General features: G+C 61.2%; 23 protein-coding genes. 14 read left to right on the forward strand and 9 right to left on the reverse strand.

All coding sequences use genetic code 11. From position 1 onward, the window contains the following. The first annotated feature begins 117 nt into the window (after positions 1-117). Positions 118-1,263 carry a 2-methylaconitate cis-trans isomerase PrpF family protein gene (locus tag FYJ74_RS04905; RefSeq protein WP_154528471.1) on the forward strand — a complete coding sequence of 382 codons (1,146 nt, stop codon included), beginning with the start codon at positions 118-120 and terminating at the stop codon, positions 1,261-1,263. Between the two features lie 72 nt (positions 1,264-1,335). Here the strand turns inward: FYJ74_RS04905 and FYJ74_RS04910 are convergent, their stop codons facing one another. Next, positions 1,336-1,929, reverse strand: a complete 594-nt coding sequence (locus FYJ74_RS04910; RefSeq protein WP_154528472.1) for a LysR family transcriptional regulator substrate-binding protein — start codon at positions 1,927-1,929, stop codon at positions 1,336-1,338. Positions 1,930-1,944: 15 nt separating this feature from the next. Further along, positions 1,945-2,298 carry a LysR family transcriptional regulator gene (locus tag FYJ74_RS04915; RefSeq protein ID WP_154528473.1) on the reverse strand — a complete coding sequence of 118 codons (354 nt, stop codon included), beginning with the start codon at positions 2,296-2,298 and terminating at the stop codon, positions 1,945-1,947. Positions 2,299-2,381: 83 nt separating this feature from the next. Between FYJ74_RS04915 and FYJ74_RS04920 the strand changes: the two genes are divergently transcribed. From FYJ74_RS04920 to FYJ74_RS04965, 10 genes are all read left to right on the forward strand, one after another. Then, on the forward strand, positions 2,382-3,560 hold the full coding sequence (locus tag FYJ74_RS04920; protein WP_154528474.1) for a 2-methylaconitate cis-trans isomerase PrpF family protein: 1,179 nt from the start codon (positions 2,382-2,384) through the stop codon (positions 3,558-3,560). A 109-nt stretch (positions 3,561-3,669) separates the two neighbouring features. Further along, entirely contained in the window at positions 3,670-4,248 is a 579-nt protein-coding gene (locus FYJ74_RS04925) for a nitroreductase family protein (protein WP_154528475.1), read from the forward strand. A 53-nt stretch (positions 4,249-4,301) separates the two neighbouring features. Beyond that, on the forward strand, positions 4,302-4,568 hold the full coding sequence (citD, locus tag FYJ74_RS04930) for a citrate lyase acyl carrier protein (protein ID WP_154528476.1): 267 nt from the start codon (positions 4,302-4,304) through the stop codon (positions 4,566-4,568). Beyond that, complete coding sequence (locus FYJ74_RS04935; protein WP_154528477.1) at positions 4,568-5,440, forward strand: HpcH/HpaI aldolase/citrate lyase family protein; 873 nt, start codon at positions 4,568-4,570, stop codon at positions 5,438-5,440. The genes citD and FYJ74_RS04935 overlap by 1 nt, the downstream gene beginning before the upstream one ends. 2 nt (positions 5,441-5,442) lie before the next feature. Beyond that, positions 5,443-6,993, forward strand: a complete 1,551-nt coding sequence (citF, locus tag FYJ74_RS04940; protein WP_154528478.1) for a citrate lyase subunit alpha — start codon at positions 5,443-5,445, stop codon at positions 6,991-6,993. A 288-nt stretch (positions 6,994-7,281) separates the two neighbouring features. After that, complete coding sequence (locus tag FYJ74_RS04945; RefSeq protein ID WP_154528479.1) at positions 7,282-8,763, forward strand: Na+/H+ antiporter NhaC family protein; 1,482 nt, start codon at positions 7,282-7,284, stop codon at positions 8,761-8,763. A gap of 12 nt (positions 8,764-8,775) precedes the next feature. Next, positions 8,776-9,588 (forward strand): histidinol-phosphatase HisJ family protein, encoded by an 813-nt coding sequence (locus tag FYJ74_RS04950; protein ID WP_154528480.1) that lies wholly within the window; start codon positions 8,776-8,778, stop codon positions 9,586-9,588. 13 nt (positions 9,589-9,601) lie between these two features. Then, on the forward strand, positions 9,602-10,729 hold the full coding sequence (locus FYJ74_RS04955) for an aminotransferase (RefSeq protein ID WP_154528481.1): 1,128 nt from the start codon (positions 9,602-9,604) through the stop codon (positions 10,727-10,729). A 125-nt stretch (positions 10,730-10,854) separates the two neighbouring features. After that, the gene (locus FYJ74_RS04960) at positions 10,855-11,157 is read left to right on the forward strand and encodes a hypothetical protein (protein ID WP_154528482.1); all 303 of its coding nucleotides are present in this window, start codon (positions 10,855-10,857) and stop codon (positions 11,155-11,157) included. Positions 11,158-11,210: 53 nt separating this feature from the next. Continuing rightward, on the forward strand, positions 11,211-12,005 hold the full coding sequence (locus FYJ74_RS04965; RefSeq protein ID WP_229769365.1) for an IS3 family transposase: 795 nt from the start codon (positions 11,211-11,213) through the stop codon (positions 12,003-12,005). 135 nt (positions 12,006-12,140) lie between these two features. On the opposite strand, the gene FYJ74_RS04970 is transcribed toward FYJ74_RS04965, so the two are convergent. The 3 genes from FYJ74_RS04970 to FYJ74_RS04980 form a co-directional block, all read right to left on the reverse strand. Then, a complete protein-coding gene (locus FYJ74_RS04970) occupies positions 12,141-13,367 on the reverse strand; it encodes a dicarboxylate/amino acid:cation symporter (RefSeq protein ID WP_195838805.1) in 1,227 nt (408 codons plus the stop codon). Positions 13,368-13,443: 76 nt separating this feature from the next. Continuing rightward, on the reverse strand, positions 13,444-14,118 hold the full coding sequence (locus tag FYJ74_RS04975; protein WP_154528485.1) for an RraA family protein: 675 nt from the start codon (positions 14,116-14,118) through the stop codon (positions 13,444-13,446). 1 nt (position 14,119) lies between these two features. Further along, positions 14,120-15,301, reverse strand: coding sequence for a pyridoxal phosphate-dependent aminotransferase (locus FYJ74_RS04980; protein ID WP_326830874.1), 1,182 nt, complete (start codon positions 15,299-15,301; stop codon positions 14,120-14,122). Positions 15,302-15,444: 143 nt separating this feature from the next. Here FYJ74_RS04980 and FYJ74_RS04985 point away from each other — a divergent pair, with 143 nt between their 5' ends. Together FYJ74_RS04985 and FYJ74_RS04990 are read left to right on the forward strand one after the other, a co-directional pair. Then, positions 15,445-16,329 (forward strand): LysR family transcriptional regulator, encoded by an 885-nt coding sequence (locus tag FYJ74_RS04985; protein WP_154528486.1) that lies wholly within the window; start codon positions 15,445-15,447, stop codon positions 16,327-16,329. 508 nt (positions 16,330-16,837) lie between these two features. Beyond that, complete coding sequence (locus FYJ74_RS04990; RefSeq protein ID WP_154528487.1) at positions 16,838-17,065, forward strand: hypothetical protein; 228 nt, start codon at positions 16,838-16,840, stop codon at positions 17,063-17,065. Between the two features lie 22 nt (positions 17,066-17,087). On the opposite strand, the gene FYJ74_RS04995 is transcribed toward FYJ74_RS04990, so the two are convergent. From FYJ74_RS04995 to FYJ74_RS05010, 4 genes are read right to left on the reverse strand one after another with little or no spacing between them, the layout of a single operon-like run. Beyond that, a complete protein-coding gene (locus FYJ74_RS04995; protein WP_154528488.1) occupies positions 17,088-18,311 on the reverse strand; it encodes an ABC transporter permease in 1,224 nt (407 codons plus the stop codon). A 14-nt stretch (positions 18,312-18,325) separates the two neighbouring features. Beyond that, positions 18,326-19,024: an ABC transporter ATP-binding protein gene (locus FYJ74_RS05000; protein ID WP_154528489.1), complete on the reverse strand. Its 699-nt coding sequence runs from the start codon at positions 19,022-19,024 to the stop codon at positions 18,326-18,328. Between the two features lies 1 nt (position 19,025). Next, a complete protein-coding gene (locus tag FYJ74_RS05005; RefSeq protein ID WP_154528490.1) occupies positions 19,026-20,201 on the reverse strand; it encodes an efflux RND transporter periplasmic adaptor subunit in 1,176 nt (391 codons plus the stop codon). Next, entirely contained in the window at positions 20,198-21,469 is a 1,272-nt protein-coding gene (locus tag FYJ74_RS05010) for a TolC family protein (RefSeq protein WP_154528491.1), read from the reverse strand. Before FYJ74_RS05010 ends, FYJ74_RS05005 begins: the two co-directional genes overlap by 4 nt. 168 nt (positions 21,470-21,637) lie before the next feature. Between FYJ74_RS05010 and FYJ74_RS11945 the strand changes: the two genes are divergently transcribed. Then, positions 21,638-25,897: a DEAD/DEAH box helicase gene (locus tag FYJ74_RS11945; protein WP_154528492.1), complete on the forward strand. Its 4,260-nt coding sequence runs from the start codon at positions 21,638-21,640 to the stop codon at positions 25,895-25,897. Positions 25,898-25,908 lie beyond the last annotated feature (11 nt).

Below are 25,908 nucleotides of genomic sequence, written 5' to 3' on the forward strand. Positions count from 1 at the left end.
GTTCCAAGGATATCTAGTCGTCCCAACATCTTAAACACACTTAACTGCTGCGCAATCTAGTAGTTTCGTTTTGTGAGTCTTTCTCAGGGGGCTCTTGCCATTTAGGAGGAATCAGTTATGTATCGAGAAGCTTTTACCATTCCCTGTTCCATCATCCGCGGTGGTACTAGCAAGGGCATTTATTTTCTTGAGAATTCCCTGCCCGCCCCCGGGCCTATGCGTGATAAAGTCATCCTGGCCGCATTCGGATCTCCAGATCAACGCCAAATCGACGGACTTGGCGGCGCCAATTCGCTGACCAGCAAGGTCTGCATTATTGGCCCTTCAAACCGAGAGGATGCCGATGTTGATTACACATTTGGGCAAGTAAGCGTTGACAAAGCTATCGTAGACTGGAAAGGGAATTGCGGCAATCTTTCGTCTGGAGTAGGAATTTTTGCCATCAACAATAACTTACTCAAACCAGTTGAACCAGAAACAACGGTGCGCATCTATAACACCAACACCGATAAAATCATTCACGTCACCTATCCCGTAAGAGACGGGCGAGCGCTCTCCAATGGAGACTACCGTATTCCCGGTGTCCCAGGAACAGGGGCCCGCCTTATAGTTAAGTTCTTTGAACCTTCCGGCTCAATCACCGGTAAGTTACTGCCCACTGGCAATGTCAAGGATATTATTGAAGTCTCTGGACATGGCAGATTTACTGTTTCCATCGTTGATGCCGGTAATCCAGTCGTATTCCTAAAGCCCAACGAAATTGGATTAAAAGGCACTGAACTTCCTACCGAAGTAGAAAGCATGCCCGAGGTTCTTAAACTGATTGAGTCAATCCGAAGCATTGCCGCAGAAATGATTGGGATCGTAAAAGATCGTTCACTCGCTACGTCTACAAGTCCAGCCTATCCTAAAATCGGATTTGTAAGCGAACCTCAGGATTATAAAAACCCTGAGGGCGCCCTGATAAAGAAAGAGAACGTAGATATCACCGCCCGTCTCTGTTCCATGCAGAAAATGCACCGTGCCTATATGGTTACCGGTGCTATATGTACCGGTGCAGCTTCTAAAATCCCGGGGACATTAGTCTACGAAGCAATGAGTAAACGCGCTCGCGAAAGCGACACACTGTTGATTGGCATGCCTTACGGCCCTATGGAAGTTATTACTGATGAAAGGAAAGGCCAAATCATCTCCGGCGGAGTCTATCGTACAGCACGTCAAATTCTTGACGGCTCGGTTTTCATTCCTGAATCACGCTTATAGTTACCGGGGTTATAATTCGCTATAAGTTTGTCATTTTCTAATAAGAAACGGGACAAAATATTGTCCCGTTTCTTACCCCAGTACCGGATTACAGTAACGACTGCATGTGTTTTTTATCAGCTGAATTAAATCCCAGCCATACCGTGGGAGCAATTTCCTTTTCTGGAAAGCACAGACAAACTGATTGGTGATCTCTGCATCACAAATTGAATAGATATTCAGATAATGTTCAGGATGCAGCTTGTTCATTTGAAGTATTGTTGGTATGTACATCGTCCAGCAGAAACTCGCCGCGTAGTCTTGGGCAGAAAGCTGAAAATGAACATCTAACTGTGTAAGTTCCATTACGCACTTCAAACACAAATCATGAGCTTTCAAATACGCGTCTAAAGAGATTCTTGAATTAAAGGTCTTTCTATTCAAAACAAACGGAACATCCTGAAATTCAGCAAGATTGACGCCTTCCTTTTGAAAACGACACTTACACTCAGGATATTGGCCAGAGAAATATTGTGCCAACATATTGTCTGAGATGACGAGATAAAGTTTTTCATCAAGCAACGGATGAATTTCAAACTCAGAAAGATTAACAAAGGTTTTATTCATAATCACAATATCAAAATCATTTCTGAGAATACCCGTTAGCCAATTCTTCCGAGTTTGCATAATGCACGTCAAGTCTCACTTCGGGATAAAGTTTCTTATATTGAGCGAGCAGATCGGGGAACAGAATCCGATAGCGCCCTCGGTCGTTCCCAGACGAATGATTCCCCTTCTGGACTGGCGGATGTCGTCGAGCTGGCTTTCCAGGTTCCTTTCGAGAAACTGGACTTGGCGCAGCATGTTCAGCATGGCTTCTCCGGCTACCGTCAATTTCAGCCTGGGAGAGCGCTCAAAAAACGTGACGCGGTATTCCTGCTCGAGGTTTTTCAGATATTTGCTCAGACACTGATGGGAAATAAACAGCCGTTCCGCGGCGCGGGAGATGTTCTTCTCTTCGGCAAGAGTGATGAAATAGTTGTAATTGTTCAGCACGACGCTTCACCTCGCAAATAAAATTTGCACATTCCCAAAAACATTCTATCTCAAAAATTGCGGATAAGAAAGGAAGCTTTACGATGGCCGACTACAAGCCCAACAGAAAGATTCCCTGCGTCTATATGCGCGGGGGCACGAGCAAGGCGGTGTTCTTTCGCGACGAGGACCTGCCGCAGGACGTGGCGGAACGCGACAAGGTGATTCTTTCCGCCTTCGGTTCGCCGGATCGCCGCCAGATCGACGGCATGGGCGGCGCCAGCACGTCCACCAGCAAGGTCGCCGTGATCAAGAAAAGCAGCCGTCCCGGCATCGACGTGGATTACTCGTTCGGCCAGGTCGACGTGACGGCGCCGATCGTGGGCAAGACCATGAACTGCGGCAACATCTCATCCGCCGTCGGGCCGTACGCCATCGACGAAGGCCTGGTGAAAGCCGTCGAGCCCATGACGGAAGTTCACATCTTCAACACCAACACGCAGAAGGAAATCGTCGCCCAGGTTCCCGTCAAAGACGGCCGCACCGTCACCGAAGGAGATTTCGCCATCGACGGCGTTCCCGGTACGGCCGCAAAAGTCACGCTCAAGTTCGTGGCGCCTCAGGGAGCGGCCTCCGGCAAGCTGCTGCCGACCGGTCATGTCAAAGACTCCATCGCCGTCGACGGCACGACCTACGAGTACAGCTTCATCGACGCCGCCAATCCCGTGATCTTCGTCCATCCGGAGGATTTCGGCGTCTCCGGCACCGAAATTCCGGCGGAGTTCAACGCCTTGCCGAACTGCCAGGAAATCTGCCGCGTCCTCGAAATCATCCGCGGCACCGGCGCCATCACGCTGGGCTTCGCCAAAGATCTCGATGACGCCAGAAAGAACAGCCAGACGCTGCCCAAGATCGCTTTCGTACGCCGGCCCGTCGATTACACGGCCGGCAGCGGCAAGGCCATCTCCGCCAAAGATATCGACCTGGTCGGACGTTTGTTCTCGGTCAACATGAAGATGATCGACGCTTACATGGGCACCGGCGCGATCTGCACCATCACCGCCGCCAACACTCCCGGCACGATCGTCAACGAGATCGTCTGCGGCCGCGGCAAGCGCCCCGACAACCACGCCGCGCACATCCGCATCGGCCATCCCTGGGGCATCATGGACGCCTACGCCGATCTGAAAGACAACCCCGACGGCACTCATACCGTGCTGAGCGGCAATCTCGACCGCACGGCGCGCCGCATCATGGAAGGCTGGGTCTACGTCCGCGACTGAAGAGTTTTTCGGCACGAAGTTCTCTTCGTGCCGAATTTTATATGAGCAAAGACGACGCCGCTCCTTTTATAACAGGATCGTTTACTTCGCCGGGAAAGGGGACTAGAATATGAACGCTGTGATCGCCGCCATGCTTGAACGGCGCAGTATCCGCTCCTATCAGGAACGCCAGATCGCGCCGGAGGAGCTGAGGCAGATTCTCGAAGCGGCGCTTTACGCGCCCACGGGCAAGAATTCGCAGAACACGCGCTTTTTCGTCATCCAGAAACCGGAGACGCTGGCGGCGCTCAACCAGGTTATTCAGCGGCAGCTGGCGGCGCGGCAGCCGGTCGACGGCAGCGTGATGAAGTCGGCCGTCCTGCGGGCGCGAACGCCCGGCTATCATTTTATCCACCGCGCCCCCACGCTGATCAGCGCCGTGGCCCCGCAAAGGGGTGAAAACAGCATGGCCGAATGCGCCGCGGCCGCCGAAAACATGCTCCTGGCCGCTTCGGCGCTGGGACTGGCAGGCTGCTGGAGCAATCAGCCGCACTGGCTCACGGGCGCGCCCGAAGTGCGCGCCTTTTTCGAGGCGCTGGGGCTCCGCGACGAGGAGGACATTTTCGCCAGCGTCTCCGTCGGCTACCCGGCCGTGAAAGTTCCGGCGCCGCTGCCCCGCAAAGAAGGGCGAGTCGTCTGCGATCTGTAACGGATGGGCGTCGTTTTTCGAAGCAGAACCGATTTCCCAAGGAGGGCAACAGCATGAAAACTGCAAGCGCGGGCACGTTGGAATCCATGGACTGTCTGGTCACGGTCAGCGAAGGCGGCCGCGGTTCCGGCCTCGCCGTCGAACTTGAAGGGAGCGGCGTCAGCCGCTTCCGCTCCGCCATGGAAAAGACCGTCAGGGACACGCTCGAAACGCTGGGCGCCAACGACCTGACGGTGAACGTGAACGACCGCGGCGCGCTCGACGTGGTGCTGGAAGCGCGCGTCGAGACGGCCGTGAAGCGCCTGAGAGGTGAGAGATAATGCGCCGCACGATGCTCTATCTGCCCGGCAACAATCCCAATATGCTGGTGCGCGGTCATCTCTTCGGCTCCGACGGCATCGTCATGGACATGGAGGACGCCGTGGCGCTCTCTGAAAAGGACGCGGCCCGCATCATGATTTCCAAATTTCTCCAGCGCGGCGACTTCGGCAGCGTGGAAGTGACGGTGCGCATCAACGGCGCCGACACGGAGTTCTGGAAGAAAGACCTCGAGGCCGTCGTTCCCTGCAAACGCCTCGACGGCGTCCGCCTGCCCAAGGCCGACAGCCCGCAGGTCATCAGGGACGTGGACGAAGAGCTGAGCCGCCTCGAGGACAAATACGGCATCGCGCAGGGGCACATCAAGCTGTTCTGCATCCTCGAAACGGCTTACGGGATCTGGCATGCCTACGACGTCGCCACGGCTTCCAGGCGCGTGACCGCCATCCTGCCCGGCGGCGAAGATCTGGTCGCCGATCTGAAGACGAGCCGCACGCCCGAAGGCACCGAGCTGGAGTGGTCGCGCCGCATGATCGTCATCGCCGCCCGCGCCGCCGGCGTGGACGCCATCGACCTGATGTTTCCCCGCGTCACCGACGGCGAAGGTCTGCGCCGCGACGCCCAGTTTTCCAAGGATCTGGGCTTCGACGGCAAGAGCGTCATCCATCCCAACCAGATCCCCGTCATCCACGAGATCTTCACGCCCTCGGAAAAGGAGATCGAGAAGGCGCAGCGCATCATCGCCGCGGCCGAGGACGCCCGCGCGCGCGGCCTCGGCACGGTGTCCGTTGACGGGCGGATGGTCGACGTTCCCGTGGTCAAGCGCGCCCGTTACATTCTCGTCAAGGCCGGCCTGGAAAAGGAGGACGAATAGCCATGCCTCTCAACGCACTGGGACGGGACATCCCCGCCTTTATCGAAGGATACGGAAAAGTCAAACCCTATCGCGGCGCTTTCGTCCTTCAGCCGTCGGGCAATGTCGTCGGCCCGCGTCTGCGCGTCACCAACGCCGACCGCACCGACAAGGTGCTGCCCGGTCTCAAAGCCGCCATCGCCGCGTCCGGCCTGAAAAGCGGCATGACCATCTCCTTCCACCATCATCTGCGCGACGGCGACTCCGTGGTCAATCAGGTGATCGACGCCTGCGCGGAAATGGGCATCCGCGACCTGACCATCTTTCCCACGGCGCTTTTCGGCGTGCACAGGCATCTGATCGACCATATCACATCAGGCGTCATCGCCCACATCTGGGGATCCGTCAACGGCCCCATCGGCCAGCTCATCTCCGCGGGCGGACTCGGGGCGCCCGCAGTGCTGCGCAGCCACGGCGGCCGCCCGCGCGCCATCATGTGCGGCGACGTGCATATCGACGTGGCTTTCATGGCCGCGCCGTCGTGCGACCGTTACGGCAACATGAACGGCGTGCAGGGCCCCTCGGCCTGCGGGTCCTTGGGCTACGCCTTCACCGACTGTCAGTACGCCGACTGCGTCGTCGCCGTCACCGACAACCTCGTGCCCTATCCCAACGCGCCGATCTCGATCAACCAGACCTGCGCCGACTTCGTCGTCGCGGTCCCCAGCATCGGCGATCCCGCGGGCATCGTCTCCGGCACCACCAAGGTGACGAGAGATCCGCTGCGGCTGCTCATCGCCCGCTACGCTTCCAGACTGATCGAAGCGAGCCCGTACTTCCAATCCGGGATTTCTTTCCAGACCGGCGCCGGCGGCATCGCCCTCGCCGTGACGGCGTTCATGAAGGAGGCCATGCTCAGAAAAGGCATCAAGGGCAGTTTCGGCCTGGGCGGCATCACAAGCTATTTCGTCGATCTGCTTCGCGAGGGGCTGGTCGACAAGCTGCTCGACGTGCAGTCCTTCGACCTCGGCGCGGTCAAATCCATCGCCGAGGATCCGCGGCACGTGGAAATTTCCGCCGACATGTACGCCAATCCATGGAACCGGGGGGCCGCGGTCAACATGCTCGACGTGGTCATTCTCGGCGCCACGGAAGTGGACCGCGACTTCAACGTCAACGTCAACACGGAAGCCGACGGCGCGCTGCTGCACGGCATCGGCGGCCATCAGGACACGGCGGCCGGCGCCAAGCTGACGATCATCGCCCAGCCGCTGCTGCGCGGCCGCATCCCCTGCGTCACCGACACAGTCTACTCGGTGACGACGCCCGGCGAATGCGTCGACGCCGTCGTCACGGAATACGGCATCACCGTCAATCCTCGCCGCGCCGACCTGGTCGAGGCGTGCCGGGGGATCCGGGACGCGCCGGTAATCTCCATGGACGAATTGGCCGACAAGGCCAGGCGGATGTCCGGCCCCATGGATCCCGTCGAGACCACCGACCGGATCGTCGGCGTCATCGAATGGCGCGACGGCACGGTCATCGACGTGGTGCGTCAGCTGAAGAAAAAATAAAATCGCATACAAAAAATGGAGGCGGTCGAGTTTCTCGGCCGACTCCGCTTTTTGTCTGGGCACGACGTTTTTCCGCCGGCGCGATTTTTGCTCGCGTCGTTGCGCTGCGGCATTTCAGCGTTCTTGAAAAGTATCTTCGCCCTGATTGACAAAGCTTTGCTATAAGGTATAATTCTATTGTCATAAGCTTTTCATTGTATACAAATTGAAACTTATTCGGCAACAAAAGGATGTTTAGGGAACCGCCGGTTCCCTTGGCATAAAACACTCGATCGGGAGGGATTTTCCATGTCCAGCGCGGAGAAGAAAGTGCGAGAGAAAAGAAAACCGACCACGTTCGAAGCGGTTTCGACCGTCGTGTTCCTGCTGCTGACGTTCGGCGCCGGCGCTTTGTGGGGGCTGAACTACGTGCCGCTGATGGTCGTGGTCGCCGCCTATTCGGCGCTGATCAGCTGGCGGTGCGGCTACACCTGGGACGAGATGGAATCGGCCGTGGGCAAGCGCATCGGCCGTTCGGTCCCGGTGATCATGATTCTGCTGGCGATCGGCTTCATGCTGGGCGGGCTGATGTTTTCCGGCACGCTGCCGATGCTGATCTATTACGGGCTGCAGGTGGTGTCGCCGCGCTGGATTGCGCTCTGCGCCTTTTTGCTCTGCTGCGTGTTCTCGACCGTGACCGGCACCTCGAACGGTTCGGCGTCCACGGCGGGGCTCGCGATGATGGGGCTGGCCATGGCGATGCCGGACGTGAATCTGGGGCTGGTGGCGGGAGCCTGCTACGCCGGTTCGCAGTTCGGCGACAAGCTGTCGCCCCTTTCCGACACGACGGTCCTGGCCTCGCTGACGACTGACAACGACATTTTCGATCACATCATCAACATGTCCAAAACGGTCGTTCCCGCGGCGCTGATCGCCATCGGCATTTACGTTTACATCGGCATGAACTCCCCCGAGACTCCCGCGGTGGTCAGCAAGGATTCGGCGGCGCTGCTCGCGTCGCTGAGCGCCATGTTCAAGTTCCACTGGGTGCTGCTGATCCCGGTCGCGTTCCTGCTTTGGGGCTCGTTCACAAAGAAACCCACCACGCTGGTGCTCTTCGGCGCCGGTTTCATCGCCGTCGTCATCGGCGTGCTCTACCAGGGGTTCTCCGCCAAGGACGCCATCAACGTGCTGTACGGCGGCTTCAACTCCAAAATGGTGCTGGCGGCGCACCCCGACTTCGACGTCGCAACCATGAGCAAGGCGGCCAAAACGCTGCTCGAGCGCGGCGGCATCGCCGACATGAACAAGACCTTCGTCGCCACCTGGCTGTGCTTCTACTTCGCGGCCATCGCCGAGCAGTGCGGCTGTCTCGACGTGCTGCTGGACTCGCTGATGGGCTTCGTCAAGAGCACGGGCAGCCTGATCCTCACCACGGGAATCTCGATGGTGGTGCTGACGGCCGTCGGCGGTTCTTCCACGGTCTCGCTGCTGATCGGCGGCAGCATGTTCAAATCGAAATACGAAGAGATGGGCGTCAACACGCTGAACCTGTCCCGCACGCTGGAAGACTTCGGCACGGGCACTTCGGGGTTCTTCCCCTGGACTTCGTCGGGGATTCTTTACGCCAGCGTGCTCTTCTCGTCAAGCACGACGTTCCTGCGCTACTCCTTCTTCAGCTGGATCGTCTGGCTCCTCGCCATTTTCTACGGTTTCACCGGCCTGTGCCTGCGCACTTCCCCCACCCGCAAGCAGCTTGAAAAAGCCGCCCGGCGCGCCGCCGCGCAGTAAAGGCGCGTGAAAATGTACTGCGACGTTCACATTCACACGGAAGCTTCGAGCGATTCAAAGACGACGATCGAAGACCAGCTCGACCGCGCCGTCAAACTGGGGATGAAGTACGTCTGCATCACCGACCACCAGGATTACGACTATCCTCAATGGCACAGCATCTACCAGCTGAACGAAAACGGCGACGTGGGCGCCTACGTCGAAAAACTGCTGGAAACGCGCGAGGCCTACCAAGGGCGCATCGAGATGCTCCTGGGCATCGAGTTCGGCCTGCAGCCCCACCTGGCGGAAAAACACAACAAAGTCTACGCCGGTTATCCGTTCGACATGGTGATCGGCTCGACGCACATTTTCGAGGGGCGCGACACGGAGGACCAGACGCTTTACGAGGGGCGCAGCAAGGAGGCTTCGATCCGCGCCTACTTCGAAACCGAGCTGGAAAACCTGTCCGTCACCGACGGCTACGACACCGTTGGTCATCTGGATTACGTGCTGCGCGACATTCCCGGCAAAAACGAGGGCTTCGCTTACGCGCAGTACGCCGACCTGATCGACGCCATGCTGCTCACGGCGATCAAAAAGAACAAAGCCGTCGAGCTGAACACCAAATCGCTCGTCGTGGGCATGCGCGACTCCAGCCCCGGACGCGAGGTGTTCAAGCGCTACCGCGAGCTGGGCGGCGAGCTGGTCACGCTCGGTTCCGACGCGCACTTCCCGGAGCGGATCGGCGCGTGCTTCGACATCGCCGGCGACATTCTCAAGGACGCGGGCTTCAAATATTACTGCGTGTTCAAGAATCACCAGCCCGAATTCCTGCCGCTGTGACGGAGGAATCTCCATGGACATCAAGCCGTTTAAAGTCGAAGAGTGGATCAACGCTCACGAACAGACCGCCAAATACAACATCTCCAGTACCGGCGTGGTCAATCTCACGCTGGAGGGCCTGTTGGAACTGACGGGAACCGATCGGGAAGCGTTTCTCGAGGAGCTCTGCTCGCGCCGCCTGTCCTACGGCCACATCGGCGGTTCGCCGGAACTGCTGCAGGGCGTCTGCGGCCTGTACCGCACGCTGAAGCCCGCGGACGTGGTCCCCACGCACGGCGCCGCGGGCGCGAACCACCACGTCTTCTACACGCTCATCGAACCGGGCGACCGCGTGGTCAGCATCGTGCCGACCTATCAGCAGCTCTATTCGATCCCCGAAGGCTATGGCGCCGACGTAAAGTGGCTCAAGCTCCGCAAGGAAGACGGCTTCCAGCCCGATCTCGACGAGCTGGAACGTCTGGCCGCCTCCGGGACGAAAATGATCTGCATCATCAACCCCAACAATCCCTGCGGCTCCGTCATCTCCAACGAAGCGCTGCGCCGCGTCGTCGGCATTGCCCGCGCCGCGGGGGCCTGGCTGCTCTGCGACGAATCCTACCGGCACCTGACGCAGAACGGCGAATGGATCGACTCGGCGGCCGACCTGTACGAAAAGGGCATTTCCACCAGCAGCACCTCGAAAGTGTTCTCCATGCCGGGGCTGCGCATGGGCTGGATCGCCTGCCGCGACCGCGATTTCGTCGTCTCCTGCCTGTCGCACCGCGACTACAACCTCGTCAGCTGCGGCAACCTCGACGATACCATCGCCGCGCTGGCGCTGAAACACGCCGGCACGCTGATCGAACGCGGACAGCGCGTGATCCGCGACAATCTGCAGATCGTCGAGGGCTGGGTGCAAAGCGAGCCGCACATCTCCTGGGTGAAGCCGCAGGGCGGCTCGATCACGCTGCTCTACTACGATTTCGACATGAACTCGTACGACTTCTGCCAGCAACTCTTCGACCGGACCGGCGTGTTCGTGTCGCCCGGCGACTGCTTCGAAATGCCCGGCTGCTTCCGCCTCGGCTACGCCGGCAACACCGCCGAGTACCTCAAAGCCGCCCTGGACGGCATCAGCCAGTTCATGAAGACGCTGGAATAGAGTAAGACAGCTCCATAAAAAAATTCCCCTGAAAACGGATTCATCCTGGACTGTACCCCGTTTAAAGGCCAGAGAATAAAAAGACCTCCTGTTGTAGAATGAACTCAACAACAGGAGGTCTTGCTATGGCAAGGAATTACACCCAAGTAGAACATTTATCAGCCGAAATTTTTCGTCGCAAAAGTTCCGGAGAGACGAACAGGCAAATAGCAGAATCCTATCACCTTTCGCTGCAGCAGCTGAAAGGGCTGATCAAACGTCAGAACCGAAAGGGCCGGCTGATTGAACAAGGTTACATCCTGCGCAGGAAGGGCAGACCTTTGCGAAAGGATGCCGATGAATTGACCGCTCTTAGAAACGAGTGTATCGAATTACGTATGCGTACCGAGGTACTGCGAAATTTTCTATCCGAAGCTGGAAGGCGGTGAGGCTCAAATATCGTGTCATAGAACGTCTGAGAGAGAAATATCCTATTACGGCAATGTGTTCCATTTTGGAGGTCTCGCGCAGCGGGTATTACGCATGGAGAAAGCAAAAGCATAAAACGGATAAGGACAGCTGGCTTATGCAACAGATAACTGCCTGCCAGCGTAAAAACAATTACACATATGGATGCCGCCGCGTTCAGGCATGGATCGAACAGAACAGCCATGTTCATGTTAATCTCAAGGCAGTTCCGCGTGTTATGCGGAAGATGGACGCGCTTGCACGGATTCGCCGCCGACGGGCTTATACCAGCTCCAAAGAGACAGCTCACCGCTACGAAAACATTCTTCGGCGTCAGTTTATCCAAACATTTCCCAATCGCTGCTGGGCAGCAGACATCGCTTATATCCCAACAAAACATGGCATGGCGTACATGTGCGCTGTCATCGACCTTTGCGGAAAGATGGTGCTGAACTGCCGGCTTGGAACAGATATGACATCGACACTGGTCATTGACACCATAACCCAGGCATTAAAACAGGAAAAGGCCACTGACGGACTCGTCCTCCACAGTGACCAAGGGTCGCAATACACGTCAGGAGCATATTGCAACCTGAGTGAAGAATGTCATTTCCGGCCGTCGATGTCCAGTAAAGGCTGCCCATATGACAATTCAGCGATGGAGAACTTCTTCGGAACACTGAAAAGCGAGTGCCTGAACCGCATTAAATTCACGGACATGGCTCAACTGGAGAACGTTATTTGGGAGTACGTACAGTTCTACAACTACGAACGGATCAACATGAAAAATGGCCTTACTCCGTTTGAAATTCGGAGCAAAGCCAAGTAATTCGAAGCTTTTCTACGACAGGTGCTTTTTTCTTTGTCTATTTACTGGGGAACAGGCCAAAGGCACCGCTGTCCGGCGGGGAGCTTTTCAGTCAAAGAGAACTTTCAAAGATCTGGAGACGCGGGCGAGCGGTCTCTACGCGTCGGCGTTGAAAACGTTCCAGTCCACCTTGCCGAATTTGGCACAGGCCGCCATCGTGCCGACCATGTCGCCGGTGACGTTGCCGGTCGTATGGGGAATGTCGATCACGGGCCAGATCGCCGCCAGGATGGGAACGAGGCCAAGCGGCAGCCCCAGCGACTCGAAGAACACGGCGGACATGACGATCCCCGCGCCCTTGACGCCGGCGGCGCCGACCGCCAGCATGAGCCCCAGCAGAATGGTCTGCACGAGACGGAGCGGCGTGATCTCCACGCCGAAGATGTCGAAGGCGAAGACGGCGATCACGCCGAAAGCGGCGGCCATGCCGTTCATGTTCATCGTGTTGCCCAGCGGCAGCGAGAACCCGTAAACGCTCTCGTCGAGGCCGAGTTTTTCCTCGGCGATGTTCATCTCCATCGGCAGCGTCGCGGCGCTGGAGGTCGTCGTGGCGGCCACGAGCATGGCCGGAGCCACGTGCTTGAAGAAGCGCAGAGCGGGAACGTTCCAGATCTTCAGCGCCAGCGGATACACGACGAACATGCCCGCCAGGACCGCCGCATAATCGGCGACGAAGAACTTGGCGATCGCCGTCATCATCTTGCCGCCGATCGTGCCCGCCACGCAGGCGACCAGCGCGCCGATGCCGTAGGGGGCGAAAACCATGACGAACTCGGTGATTTTGATCATCACATCGGCCATGTTGCGGAAGAAGGCGATCGCCGCGGGAACCCTGTCTTTCAGGTGCAGCAGCGCCACGCCCGTGATCAGCGCGAAGAAAATCACCTGGATCATGTTCATGTTGGCCATAGACGCCACGGGATTCTCGGGAATCCAGTTGAGGATCGTGTCGATCGCCGAATACTTGCCGACCGTCACTTCCTTGACCACGGAGCCGAGCACACCCTCCGCTCCCCTGCCGGGGCGGAGCGCAAGCGCCACGCCGGTGCCCACGGCGGCGAAAACGAGAGAGGACAAAAGGTAAAAGGCGACGATGAAACCGCCGATCTTTTTCAGGCTGCCGGGGCTCTCCATGCTGGTCACACCGGCGACCAGAGTGAAGAACACCAGCGGCACGATCAGCATCTTGAGCAGGCGCAGGAACAGGTCGCCGACGGGCTTGATCACCGTCACGGCAGGCCCCCAGTAAACGCCGGCGGCGATACCGACGCACATCATGACGACGATCTTGCGGGACATGGACAGCTTGGACCAAAAGTTCATAGTAACCCTCCTTCTGCAATCTGCGATAAAACCGTTCCGTTCGTCCGGACGCGACATTTCTTTATACGGCCAAGAGTTATTCGACCGTGCAGCCCAGCTCCTCGAGCTTGGCGTCCACCCAGGGACGCGGGTATTCGCCCCTGAGAATGCCCGCCATGATCGCCGCTTCCTTCTCGACCACCGCGCGGGCGGCTTTGGCGAGATCCTCGGCTTCGCCGGGACGGATCACCAGCACGCTGTCGGCGTCGCCCACCACGATGTCGCCGGGGTTGACGATCACGCCGCCCAGGGAAATTGGATAGTTGATCTCGCCGGGGCCGTTTTTGTACGGCCCGTTGGGAGTGACGCCGCGCGCGTAAACGGGCAGGTCCATCCCGGCGATGGCGCCGGCGTCGCGCACCGCGCCGTCCACGACCACGCCGGCCACGCCGCGGACTTTGCAGTACGTCAGCATCAGCTCGCCTAAAATAGAACGCTCCGTGCAGCCGCCGGCGTCGATCATGAACACGTCGCCGGGCTTTGCCATGTCCATGGCCTTGTGGAACATCAGGTTGTCGCCTTCGGCGACTTTGACCGTAAAAGCCGTGCCCAGCAGCGGCGCCGCGTTCAGCGGACGGATCGCCGCGTCGACGGCGGCCATGCGGTTCATGCAGTCGTCGATGTTCGCCACGGGAACGCTGCGAAACAGTTCCACCAGTTCCCGGGACGGACGGGGAAAATCGGCGCGGATCCGACAGCCAATCGTGCTCATGTTATTTTCTCAGTCCTTTCATCATTCTCGCGACGTTCGCCACGGCACGGCGCAGCTGCGCGTCGTCGGTCGCAAAGGAAAAACGCATCCAGCAGCCCTTTTCTTCCCCATAAGAAACGCCGGGCACGCCCACCACCTTGGCGTTGTTCAGGATATACTCGCCGCCCTGGTTCGAATCCATGCCGGGCAGATCGAATTTCGTCCAAGCGTAAAAAGCCCCCTCGGGCATCTCGCAGTGCACGCCGGGAACGGCGTTCAGACCGCCGACGAAAAAGTCGCGGCGCTCCTGATATGCGCGGCGCATCGCTTCGATCTCCTCGCCGCATTCGAAGGCCACCGCCGCGGCTTTCTGGATGAAGCCGCTCGTGCAGGAAATCGTGTGCTGAAACAGCTTCGCCGCCACCTTGACGATCTCGGGAGAGGCCGCCATGTAGCCGATGCGCCACCCCGTCATGGCGACGCATTTGGAAAAGCCGTTGACCGTGACGACGCGCGGCGCAATGTCGGCGTAGGAGGCCGGGCTGACGTTTTCGTTTCCGTCGAAGAGGATCTTCTCGTACATCTCGTCGGACAGCAAGACGACGTCGGGGTGGCGGAGCACGAAGCCGCGCAGGATTTCCGCCTCGGGGCGCGTCAGCACCCGGCCGGTGGGATTGTTGGGATAGTTGACGATGAGCAGGCGCGTTTTGCTCGTGACTTTCTCTTCCAGAGTCTCTTCGGTTATGCGGTAGCCTTCGTCGGGATCGAGGGGAACCGCCACGGAAACGGCCGCGGCCGCCTGCGCGATGGCCGGATACGACACCCAGCCCGGCGTCAGGTACATCACTTCGTCGCCGGGATTCACCAGCGCGCGCACGGCGGCATAAATGGCGTACTTGCCGCCCGGCGTGACGATCACGCTGTCGGCGTCATAGCCGGCGCAGCCGTTCTCGGCGCGGAGCTTGGCAGCGATCTTTTCGCGCAGCTCCGGCAAGCCGTTGCCCACGGTGTAGTGCGTATAGCCGGCGTTGATCTGACGGAACAGTTCGTCGCAGATCTTCCTGGGCGTGTCGAAATCCGGTTCGCCTCCGGCCAGGTCCACGATCTCCGCATCCACAGCTTTCAGCCTTTTCGCTTTGGCCATGGTCACCATCGACGCCGACGGAACGATCGCAGCGATCTCTCGGTTCAAATTCAAAGACACGGTCAATTCCTCCTTCTCTATATGATTCCCATGTTTCTTTTTATTTTTTTACATGGTATCATTGGCTAATTACAGTGTCCAACGAATAATTTTAATATTTAACATCAACAAAATCACTATTTATCCCCCGGTGAGGCAGGAGAATGGACTCTTTCGATATCGAGCTTTTCCGCGCCATCATCAGCAGCCGCAGCATCACTCAGGCGTCGCAGGCGCTGATGCTCTCCCAGTCCGCCATCAGCCAGAGACTCTTGCGCCTCGAACGGGAGCTGGGCATCAAACTGATCGAACGGCAGAAGGGAATCCGCCGCGTCGAAATCACGGAACAGGGCACGCGCTTTCTCGAACTGGCGGAAAAATGGGAAAACAGCTATCAGGAAATCCTCCGCTTAAAGGACACGGAACCGGAGCAGTCGCTGGTCATCGCCAGTCCGGACAGTTTGATCAATTTCGTGCTGGGACCTTTCTTGAAGCGGCTTCCGGGCCTCGGCTATTTTCCGCGCCTGCGCACTCAGCAGTCGCTGGAGATATACGACCTCGTCGACAACAAGGAAGCCGACGTCGGCTTCGTATTTCGCGACGCCCGTTACGCCAATATCGTCACCCGCTCCGTCCTGCGCGAACCCATCTCCATGATCTGCCGTCCCGGCAGCCCCTGGAACGAACGCGCCGTTCATCCGCAGCAGCTTCGCAAGCAGGACGAGATTTATCTCGCCTGGAGCCCCGCCATCCAGCAGTGGCACGATTACTGGTGGAACCCGTCGACCCATCCCGTCGTCCACGTCGACACGCCGGCGGCGCTGCTGAATTATCTGGCTCCGAGGACATGGGCCATGTGCCCGGAATCCGTCGTCGCGGCCTATCGAGACAATCGGGAAATCGAGATCCACGCCTTTGCCGAAAAGCCCCCGGACCGCGAATGCTTCCTCATCCTCCACAAATCGCCCGGCAGCGGGCGGACGAAGATGATCGCACGCTTCGAACGGCATCTCGACACGTTCCTCCGCACGCTTCCGTATCACGTATGAGCCCGCTTCAACCGCCCAAACCGAGCGCGCGTTTCCAGGACGGGCAAGAAACGTCAAGCCCCCGGATCGATGGAACGATCCGGGGGCTTGACGTTATACGGTTCTGTAGCTGCTAGTCGCTGCCGGCGGCGATGGCGAAGAGGAACGGGAACAGGAAAAGAAAGTCGTCCCGGTCGCGGCGATGCCGCCAATACCGCGGAGGCGGAGGCGGCGGACGGTGCCAGGCCGGCGGCGGTGGCGGCATTCTCCGTCCCCAGTCGGGCGGCGGCGGCCCGGGGCGCCAATCACGACGGGGCGGGGGCGGCGGGGCGGGACGGAAGCCGGGGTAAAAGGGCGGGGGCGGGGCAGGACGCCAGTCACGCCGGGGAGGAGGAGCCGGGCGAAAACCGGGGCCGCCGGGGCCAGGGTGGAAAGGCGGCGGCCCGGGGCGCCAGTCGCGCCGAGGCGGAGGCGGGGCCGGGCGAAAGCCGGGGCCGCCGGGGCCGTGTCCGAAGGACGGCGGCCCGCCGTGGAACTCCGGCCCTGGGCGCGCGCAAGCCGCGGTGGCCAGCGTCAGAGCGGCCAGCGCCGACAGCGCCAGAACCGCGTATTTCCTGTCAGTGAGTCTCATGTGAATACCTCCTTCAAAGGATTTTTCTCTGCAGAGCGTGTATGGGAAAGCGGCGCGCTTGAGATCGCACCGCGGATCTTCGCGCCTTATACCATTCCTCAATTAAAAAGCCGAACACAAGGTTAATGCTTTTTATCAAGAAATAGTATCATTCGTATTTCAGCGCGTCGATGGGATCGAGCAGCGAGGCCTTGGCCGCGGGGTAATAGCCGAAGCCGATGCCGACCGCCGCGGAAAAGACGAAAGCCAGCGCGATGGAACCGAGCGTGAACACCGGCGGGGCCTGCGTGACCGAAGCCAGAGCATAGCCCGCACCGATGCCCAGGCAGATGCCGAGGACCCCGCCGATCACCGACAGCGTCACCGATTCGATCAGAAACTGCAGGCGGATGTTGATGCTCTTGGCGCCGACGGCCATGCGGATGCCGATCTCGCGCGTGCGCTCCGTGACCGAGACGAGCATGATGTTCATGATGCCGATGCCGCCGACGACGAGCGAGATAACGGCGATGGAGGCCAGCAGCATGGAAGTGACGCTGGTGGTCTTGCGGCGCGCTTCGAGCATCTGCGAGAGACTGCGCACCGCAAAGTCGTCGGTTTCGCCGCCGCGGATCTTGTGGCGCTCGCGCATCAGCATCGTGATCTCGCTGGTGATGTACGAAAGCGATTCCATGGATACGCCCTTGACCTGAATGTTGCCGACGCGGCCGGGCGTGTTGTCCCATTTGACAAGACGGCTCTGCGCCGTCTTCAGCGGCACGAGGACCATGTCGTCCTGGTCCATGAAGCCGCCGGTGGATTGTCCTTTCGCGGCGAACACGCCGACGATGGTAAAGGGCACTTTGGCAATGCGGACCGATTTGCCGAGCGGATCTTCGTGAGCGAAGAGCTTCTGCGCCACGGTGCTGCCGATCACGGCCACCTTGTTGCCCATGCGCTGATCCGACTCGCTGAGGTTGCGTCCTGCGGCGATCGCGTAGCCGTTCACGTCGGCATACGACGGCGTGCTGCCGTAGACCGACGTGGACCAGTTCGTGTTGCCGTAGATGACCTGCACGCTGGTGTTCACGGTAGGCGCCACGGCTTCGACGCCGGAGACGTTGGCGGCGATCGCCTCGGCGTCGCTCTCGGTCAGGTACTTGGCCGTGTCGCCGGTGGATTGGGCGTTGCGTTCGCGCATGACGGTCACGGAATTGGTGCCGAACGAGGCGATCTCTTCGTCGATCACCTTGTTGGCGCCCGCGCCCACGGCGAACGCCGCGATCACGGCGCCGACGCCGATGATGATGCCCAGCGTGGTCAGGAACGAACGGGTTTTGTTGCGCCGCAGGGCGCGCAGCGCGGTGCGGACGATTTCCACAAAAGAGATCATTTTCGCTTCTCCCCTTACGTGCGCTGACGTTCGTTGATCTTGTCCTCGAGGATCGTGCCGTCGCGAAAGAGCAGTTCGCGCCCGGCGAAGGCCGCCACGTCGGGTTCGTGGGTAACGAGGATGATGGTGATGCCCTCTTCGCGGTTGAGCTGCTGGAACAGGCGCATGATCTCGTCGCTGGTCTTGGAATCGAGGTTGCCCGTGGGCTCGTCGGCCATCAGGATGGGGGCGTGGTTGACGATGCCGCGGGCGATGGCGACGCGCTGCTGCTGGCCGCCGGAAAGCTGGCTCGGTTCGTGATAGAGCCGTTCGCCCAGCCCCATGCGCACCAGGGCTTCCTTGGCGCGCTCGCGGCGCTCCTTGGCATGCACGCCGGCGTAGAGCATGGGCAGCTCGACGTTTTCGACGGCGCTGGTGCGCTGCAGCAGGTTGAAGCCTTGGAACACGAAGCCGATGGTGCTGTTGCGGATCGCCGCCAGCTGGTCGGATTTCAGCTTCGACACGTCGCGGCCGCCGAGAAAATATTGACCGGACGTGGGCTTGTCGAGACAGCCGAGGATGTTCATGGTCGTCGACTTGCCCGATCCCGACGGCCCCATCATGGCCACGAACTCGCCTTTCTCCACGACGAGATCGATGCCGTGAAGGATCTCCACCTGCTCGCCGCCGAGGCGGAAGCTTTTTTTGACGTTTTTCAGCTCGACGAGCGGCATTTTATTTCGTCTTCTTTTCCGACTGAAGGTTGAAGCCGACCAGCACCCTCGTGCCTTCCTCGAGGCCGGAGAGGATCTCGGTGCGGTCGCCGTCGCTGATGCCCTTTTCCACTTCGACCTTGACGGGCTTTTTGTCGATCAGCACGTACACGCCGGGCGTCTCCACCGCGGCCACGGTGCCGCGGCGCGAGGGCGGCCCCATGGTCACCGCGGTGTTGGCGACGGGACGGAAGCGCAGCGCCGCGTTGGGCACGAGCAGAACGTCCTTCTTTTCCGTGACGACCAGCGAGACGTTGGCGGTCATGCCGGGCATCAGCTTTTCTTCGTCGTTGGCGACCTTGACGATCACCGTGTAGCTGACGACGTTGTCGCTGGTGCTGGGCGAGATGCGCACCTGCGTGACCTTGCCGGAGAACGTGGCGTCGGCGTAGGCGTCGACGGTGAACTCGGCGTCCTGACCGACCTTGACGCTGCCGATGTCGGCCTCGTCGACGTTGACTTCGACCTGCATCTGCTTGAGGTCGCGGGCGATCTCGGCGATGCTGGGCGTCTGATAGCTGGCAGCCACGGTCTGCCCTTTCTCCACGTTCTTGGCGACGACGACGCCGTCGACGGGCGAATAGATTTTCGTGTAGCCGAGGCTGATCTCGGCCTTGCGCAGAGTGGCCTCGTACTGGGACACTTTGGCCTGCGCGGCCATCACGTCGGCGTTGGCGGTCGACTGGGAAGCTACGTCGGCGTCGAGTTCGCTGCGGGCGATCAGGTCCTTTTTGATCAACTCGCGGGTACGCTTCAGGTCGCGGCTGGCCTTGAGCAGCGTGGCCCGTGCCTTGGCCAGATCCGCTTTGGCGGAGAGGACGTTGGCCTTGGCCATGTCGACTTCGGCCTGCTGAGTGCGGTTGTCCATCACGGCGATGAGCTGTCCCTGCGTGACTTTGTCGTTGTAGTCCACGTAGATGTCGTTGATGGTGCCGCTGATCTGCGTGCCCACGTCGACGGTCTCCTCGGCGCTCAGGGTGCCGGTCGCCTGGATGACGCTGCGCAGCGAGCCGCGCTCGGCGAGGGCCGTGCGGTAGCTTACGTCGGCGCTGGCGGCGCGCCGTTCGCTGTACCAATACACGCCTCCGCAGCTGAGCGCGGCAATGATAAGAAGCGTAACGATCCTTTTCAGTTTCATGATCCTGAAACCTCCCCCATGGCTTTCTCGAGGCTGAGCCGCGCCTCTTTGTGATCGTAAAGGCTCGCGATCAGCGTCGTCTGCGATTGCGCGTAGGCGTCGACGGCGTCGGAAATTTCCAGGCTGTCGCCCACGCCGGCCCGATAGCGGCCCAGCGCCAAGTCGAGATTTTCGCGGGCCTGCCGTTCCGCGGCGCGGGCGGCGGTGATGGAAGCGGCGCTTTCCTGAAGGCTCTGCCAGGCCTGGCGCACGTCGAGCACGACGTCCTGAGCCAGTTTGTCGCGGTTGGCCTGCGCTACTTTCAGGTCGGCTTTGGCGCCGGCCACGCGCGCTTTCGTCTCGCCGCCGTCGCCGATCGGGATCGACAGGCTGAGCTTGGCGCTCCACTGGTCATCGTCGTAAAACCCCGAGCCGCCGAAGCTGTAACCGGCGCTGGCGGTCAGGTCGGGGGCGTTCGTCAGTTTCGCCGACGTCACGTCGGTCTTCGCCTTATCCACCAGCAGGTCCTGAGCGGCCAGGTCGGCGCGGTTCGCCGCCGCGCGCTTCAGCGCGTCGCTGAGGGCGATGTCCCATTGTTCGTAATCCAGTTCGTCCGCGACGCCGTCGATCTCCAGTTCCGGCGTTCCCATCGCCGAGGCGAGCTGGGCCTTGTACTGCTCCGCCGCGGACTCGGCTTTGATCAGCGAGAGTTTGGCGTTGGCCAGGTCGGTCTCCGCCTTGGTAACTTCGATTTTGGCCTTGGTGCCTGCCGAATAGTAGGATTTGGCCCAATCGAGGCGTTTCTGGTAGTTTTTCGCCTGTTCGTTTTGCACCGCCGTGTCGCGCACGGCCTTGTTCAGGCTGTAATAGGCGTCGCGCACGTCGGCGACCACGCTCTCGCGGGTGCGCTTCAGCGTTTCCTGGGCGGCTTTTTCGTTGAGCGCGGCGCTTTTCACGGAAGCGTTCGTCTTGCCCCAGTCGTACACCGTCTGCGAGAGTGAGACGCCGGTGTTCCAGTCGCCGTCGCTGCCGCCGCTGTTCACGCCCTTGGTGGCACCGCTGCGCGCGTAAGAGCCTGTCGCGTTGGCTTTCAAGCGGCCGCCGGTCGCCGAAAGCGAGGCGGCGGCGTGGCGCGATTCCACCGTTCCCGCGGCGGCCGTCAGACTGGGATGAGAAGCCAGCGCTTTTTCGACGCACTGCGCCAGCGTCAGTTTTTCGCCGGCCATGGCGGGGGCGCCGAGCAGGAGCAGGCAGCCGCCCAAAGCCAGAGCGCCGATTTTTTTCCTCATGTGAGTCACCTCGCCGAATGATCTGTCCGTTCCGAATTCGTTGGCTTCAGTTTAACGTTGTCCTCCCCGTTCGGCATTGTCGAAAATACCAGTTCCGGCCCCGGTGAATTCCCCACTTCAAGCGGAACGGCTATAATAATGAACAGATGAAAAGGCAGGTGACGCGCAGTGCAAAACGATTTCGAACGGGAAAGGCTTTTTTCGCTCTGCCGCGGGATGGACGGCGACGAGAGGCACGCCTTCCGCATTCTGGCGGCGGCGTTCGGTCCCGTCGCGAAAACGACGTATGAGATGATGCTCCGCTCGCAGGGGGCGCGCAGGATTTCGCCGTCGCTTCCCAATTTCGACGCGGCGGCGCTGCCGCGCTGGGAGCGGCTCGGGATCGTCGGGCGCGAACGGGGAGCCGAGGGCAAAGGCTGGCTGGTCGTTCTGCCCATCCGCGAACTGGTCGCACGCGAAACGGTGCGCGAAAAAACTTTCGCGCTGTACTGCGAGGCCGTGGAGAGCACGCTGCGCCTGTCCCGGCTGCGCGCCGGCTCCAGCGGCGGCTGCCGAGTGTTCAAAGAGCTCTGGCACGCCGTATACTTTCTGCGCAAATATTTTTATCTGGGCGACTCCGAAAGTTTCATCCGCCTGGTGACGCCCGGCTTCGCCGGAGGAAAAGCCACCGAAGAGCAATGTCTCAGCGTTTTTGCCGCCACGGTGCTGAACAATCCCTTCGACGACGAGATGTTCAGCGCCCTGCCGGAGGTCATGCGCCCCTTTTTCCTTGAAACGCTGCGTCTGACGAAGAGCGGCCCGGAACTGCGCGCTTTTGTGACCGCCGAAGAGGAAAAACTCTGCCGGTCCGGCGACTTTCCGGAGCTGGCGGCCGCGCTGGCCGATCAGTACTGCCATGCCGGCCTCTTCGCGAAGGCAATGGAGCTGGCACCCATGCTCGGAGACGCCGGCCGCGACCGACTGCAGGCGGTCGATGCCCTGGTGCGCGGCGATCTCGAAGCGGCGCGCAAAAACTACGCGCGCCTGGCGCGGCGTCCCAAACGCCGCGCCGGCGAGGCTTCGCCGCCCGTCAACCTGTGGGATCCGTTTTATATTCCGCTGCTGGCGGCGCTGCGCGAAGCGCCCGACAAGATCTCCAGCGCGGCGCATAAAGAAAGCAACCGCACCGAATGGGCGCGCGGCGGGGTCCTCTACGACGCGCTCGGCCTCCTTGCCAAAGGCAGTTCCGCCAACCAGGCGGCGCTGTTCGCCGGCCATGACCTGGTCAAGACGCTCGGCAAGGCCGTTCGCTCCATGCTATGCGCTCCGCCCGGGCAGGACGAAAAAGCGCTCGACGAGCGGCTGACGAGACTGATGGACGCCTACTGCCTCGGCGCGGCCGACCTGTGCCATCTGCTGCTGGCGGCGCGCTGGATCGCTCCCGGGCTGGCCCAAAAGTGGCAGCCCTTTTACCGCATCGCGGCGTTTCATCTGAACAGTCTCGGGATGTCTTTCGTCGCCAGCGAGCTGGAATCCGCCGGCGAAGCGCTGTCAGGCCGGCAGGACAACGGCTGGCACCCGCTTCGCGACCTGTTCAGCCCGCTCCCGCCGTGGGAATGCGCCCTCGACGCGCTGGAAACGCTCGCCGACGGTGGCTCTTCCCGCGGCGGGGAAAAAGGCGAGCGCCGTCTCCTCTGGCTCGTCGAGCTCGCCAGGCCGGAGTGGCGGAAGGAGGACGAACCGATCGTCGCCGTGCGCCCGCTCGAACAAACGCTGCAGGCCGCAGGGAAGTGGAGCAAGGGGCGCGAAGTCGCCCTCAGCTCCATCGCCAACGGGCTGGAACGCATTCCCGGCCTGAGCGAGCAGGAACGCCGCGTCGCCGACGCCGTGTACGATCGCGGCTCTTACGGCAAGTCAGAGCTGTGGCTGGACGGGACGCAGGCGCTGCACATCCTCGCCGGGCTGCCCAACCTCGTCCGCGCCGACGACCTTTCGCCGCTCGAAGTCGTCGCCGGCGAACCGCAGCTGGAAGTGACCAGCGTCCCGTCCGGCTGCCGCATCCTTATGACGCCCGCCAATCCGCGGGGACGCGAGTACGTGGTCAGCGAAGAGTCGCCGTCGCGGCTGCGCGTCACCCATTTTACCCAGATGCACCGCAACATCTTCGCCATTCTCGGCGGCGGGGGCGCGGTCGTTCCCGAGGAGGCGCGTGCCCGCACGCTGAAGATTCTTTCCCGGTTGGCCGCGAACGTGACCGTACAGTCCGAACTGGACGGCGCGCCGCCGAGCGTTCCCGTTGAAGAAGCCGACGCGCGCCTGCACGTGCAGCTTTCGCCCTGCGGCGACGGCCTGAACGCGGAGATCGTCGTGCGCCCCTCCGGCGGCGAGGGCATTTCCTGCCGTCCCGGCGGCGGCGTGCCGTCGCTGTTCGGCCTGAAAAGGGACGACGCGGGGAACGAGCGGCGCGTGCAGGTCAGGCGTAACCTCGCCGTCGAAGCGCGGAAGATGAAGGAACTCTTCGCCGTCTGCCCGGCGCTGGCCGAAAACGGCGATCCCGACGACGGACGCGCGCGGATCGACGCTCCCGACGCGTGTCTCGAACTGCTCTTGCAGCTGCAAAAAATCCCCGACGTGGTCGTCGAATGGCCGCGCGGCGGCGCCATGACCGTGCGCCGCGAGCTGGACGGAAGCGCCATGCTCGGCGCGATTCAGAGCAGCGGCACCGATTGGTTCGCGCTCTCCGGCACCGCCGCCGTCGACCGCGAATTGACGCTGTCGCTGTGCCAGCTCATGGAGCTGCTGCGGCAGAGACGGGGCCGCTTCGTCCCCGTCGGCGAGGGCCAGTTCGTGGCGCTGACGCGGGAGTTCCAGCGCCGCCTCGAAGCGCTCGACGCCATGACCGACGCCAAGGGGCAGGAACTGCGCGTGCCGCCGCTGGCTGCGGCGGCCGTGGCGGAGCTGTTCGACGAGGGCGCTCTGGCCGCCGACAAAAGATGGCGCGAGCTGTGCGAGCGTTTCGCTGAAGCGCAGCGGCTTGCGCCCGAAACGCCGCGCACGCTGCGCGTGCAGCTGCGTCCCTACCAGCTGGAAGGTTTCCGCTGGCTGGCGCGCCTCGCCCACTGGGGGGCGGGCGCCTGTCTGGCCGACGACATGGGGCTGGGCAAGACCGTGCAGACGCTGGCGCTGCTGCTGCACCGCGCGGAGGGAGGCCCGGCGCTCGTGGCCGCGCCCACGTCGGTCTGCGGCAACTGGACCGAGGAGGCGGCTCGCTTCGCCCCGACGTTGAACGTCATCGACTACCGCAGCGCCGGACGCGAAAAGGTTCTCGCCGCGCTCAAGCCTTTCGACGTCGTGCTGACGTCCTACGGCCTGCTGCAGAGCGACGCGGAGTCGTTCGCGCAGAAACGGTGGCACACCGTCGTGCTCGACGAAGCGCAGGCGGTCAAGAACATGTCCACCAAACGTTCCGCCGCCGTCATGGGCCTGCACGGCGACTTCCGCATGATCATGACCGGCACGCCGATCGAAAACCGCCTCAGCGAGTTGTGGAATCTGTTCCGCTTCCTCAACCCCGGCCTGCTCGGCTCGCTGGAGCGCTTCAACCGGCGCTTCGCTTCTCCCATCGCCGCGGGCGACGACAGCGCGCGAGGCCGCCTGCGCCGGGCGATCGCGCCGTTTCTGCTGCGCCGCGTCAAGGAGCAGGTGCTCGACGACCTGCCCGAACGCACCGAAGTGACGCGCCGCATCGAGCTGAGCCCGCAGGAGCGCGCGTTCTACGAAGCGCTGCGCCAGTCCGCCGTCGAGACCATCAACGCGGCCGGGAACTCTCCGGAAGAAGACAAGCGCTTCGCCGTCTTCGCCCAGCTGATGAAACTCCGCCGCTGCTGCTGCGCCGTCAGCCTCGTCTCGGACGGCGTCGGCGCGGCGATTCCCTCGTCCAAACTGGAAGCGCTGCTCGAACTCGTGGACGAGCTGCGCGAAAGCGGGCACCGCGCCCTTGTTTTCAGCCAGTTCACCGACCACCTGCGCCTGATCGAACAGGCGCTCGCGGAGCGGGGCGTGCCCTGCCTCTATCTGGACGGTTCCACGCCGCCGGGCAAACGCGCCGAATTGGTCAGCTCGTTCCAGTCGGGGCGCGGCGACTGCTTTTTGATCAGCCTGCGCGCCGGCGGCACGGGGCTGAATCTGACCGGCGCCGATTTCGTCGTCCACATGGATCCGTGGTGGAACCCCGCCGTCGAGGACCAGGCCTCGGACCGCGCCTACCGCATCGGCCAGACGCGCCCGGTCGCCGTCTACCGCTTCGTGGCTGCCCACACCGTGGAGGAGAAGATCGTCGAGCTGCACCGCAGCAAACGCCGCCTCGCCGACAGTCTGCTTGCGGGGGCCGAAGCGCCGCGTTCGCTCGATCTCGAGGCGCTGGCGTCGCTGATCCGGGAAGAAGCGTGAAGAAGCGGCGC

The sequence above is a fragment of the Pyramidobacter porci genome, assembly GCF_009695745.1.
In the GTDB taxonomy this organism is placed as follows: domain Bacteria; phylum Synergistota; class Synergistia; order Synergistales; family Dethiosulfovibrionaceae; genus Pyramidobacter; species Pyramidobacter porci.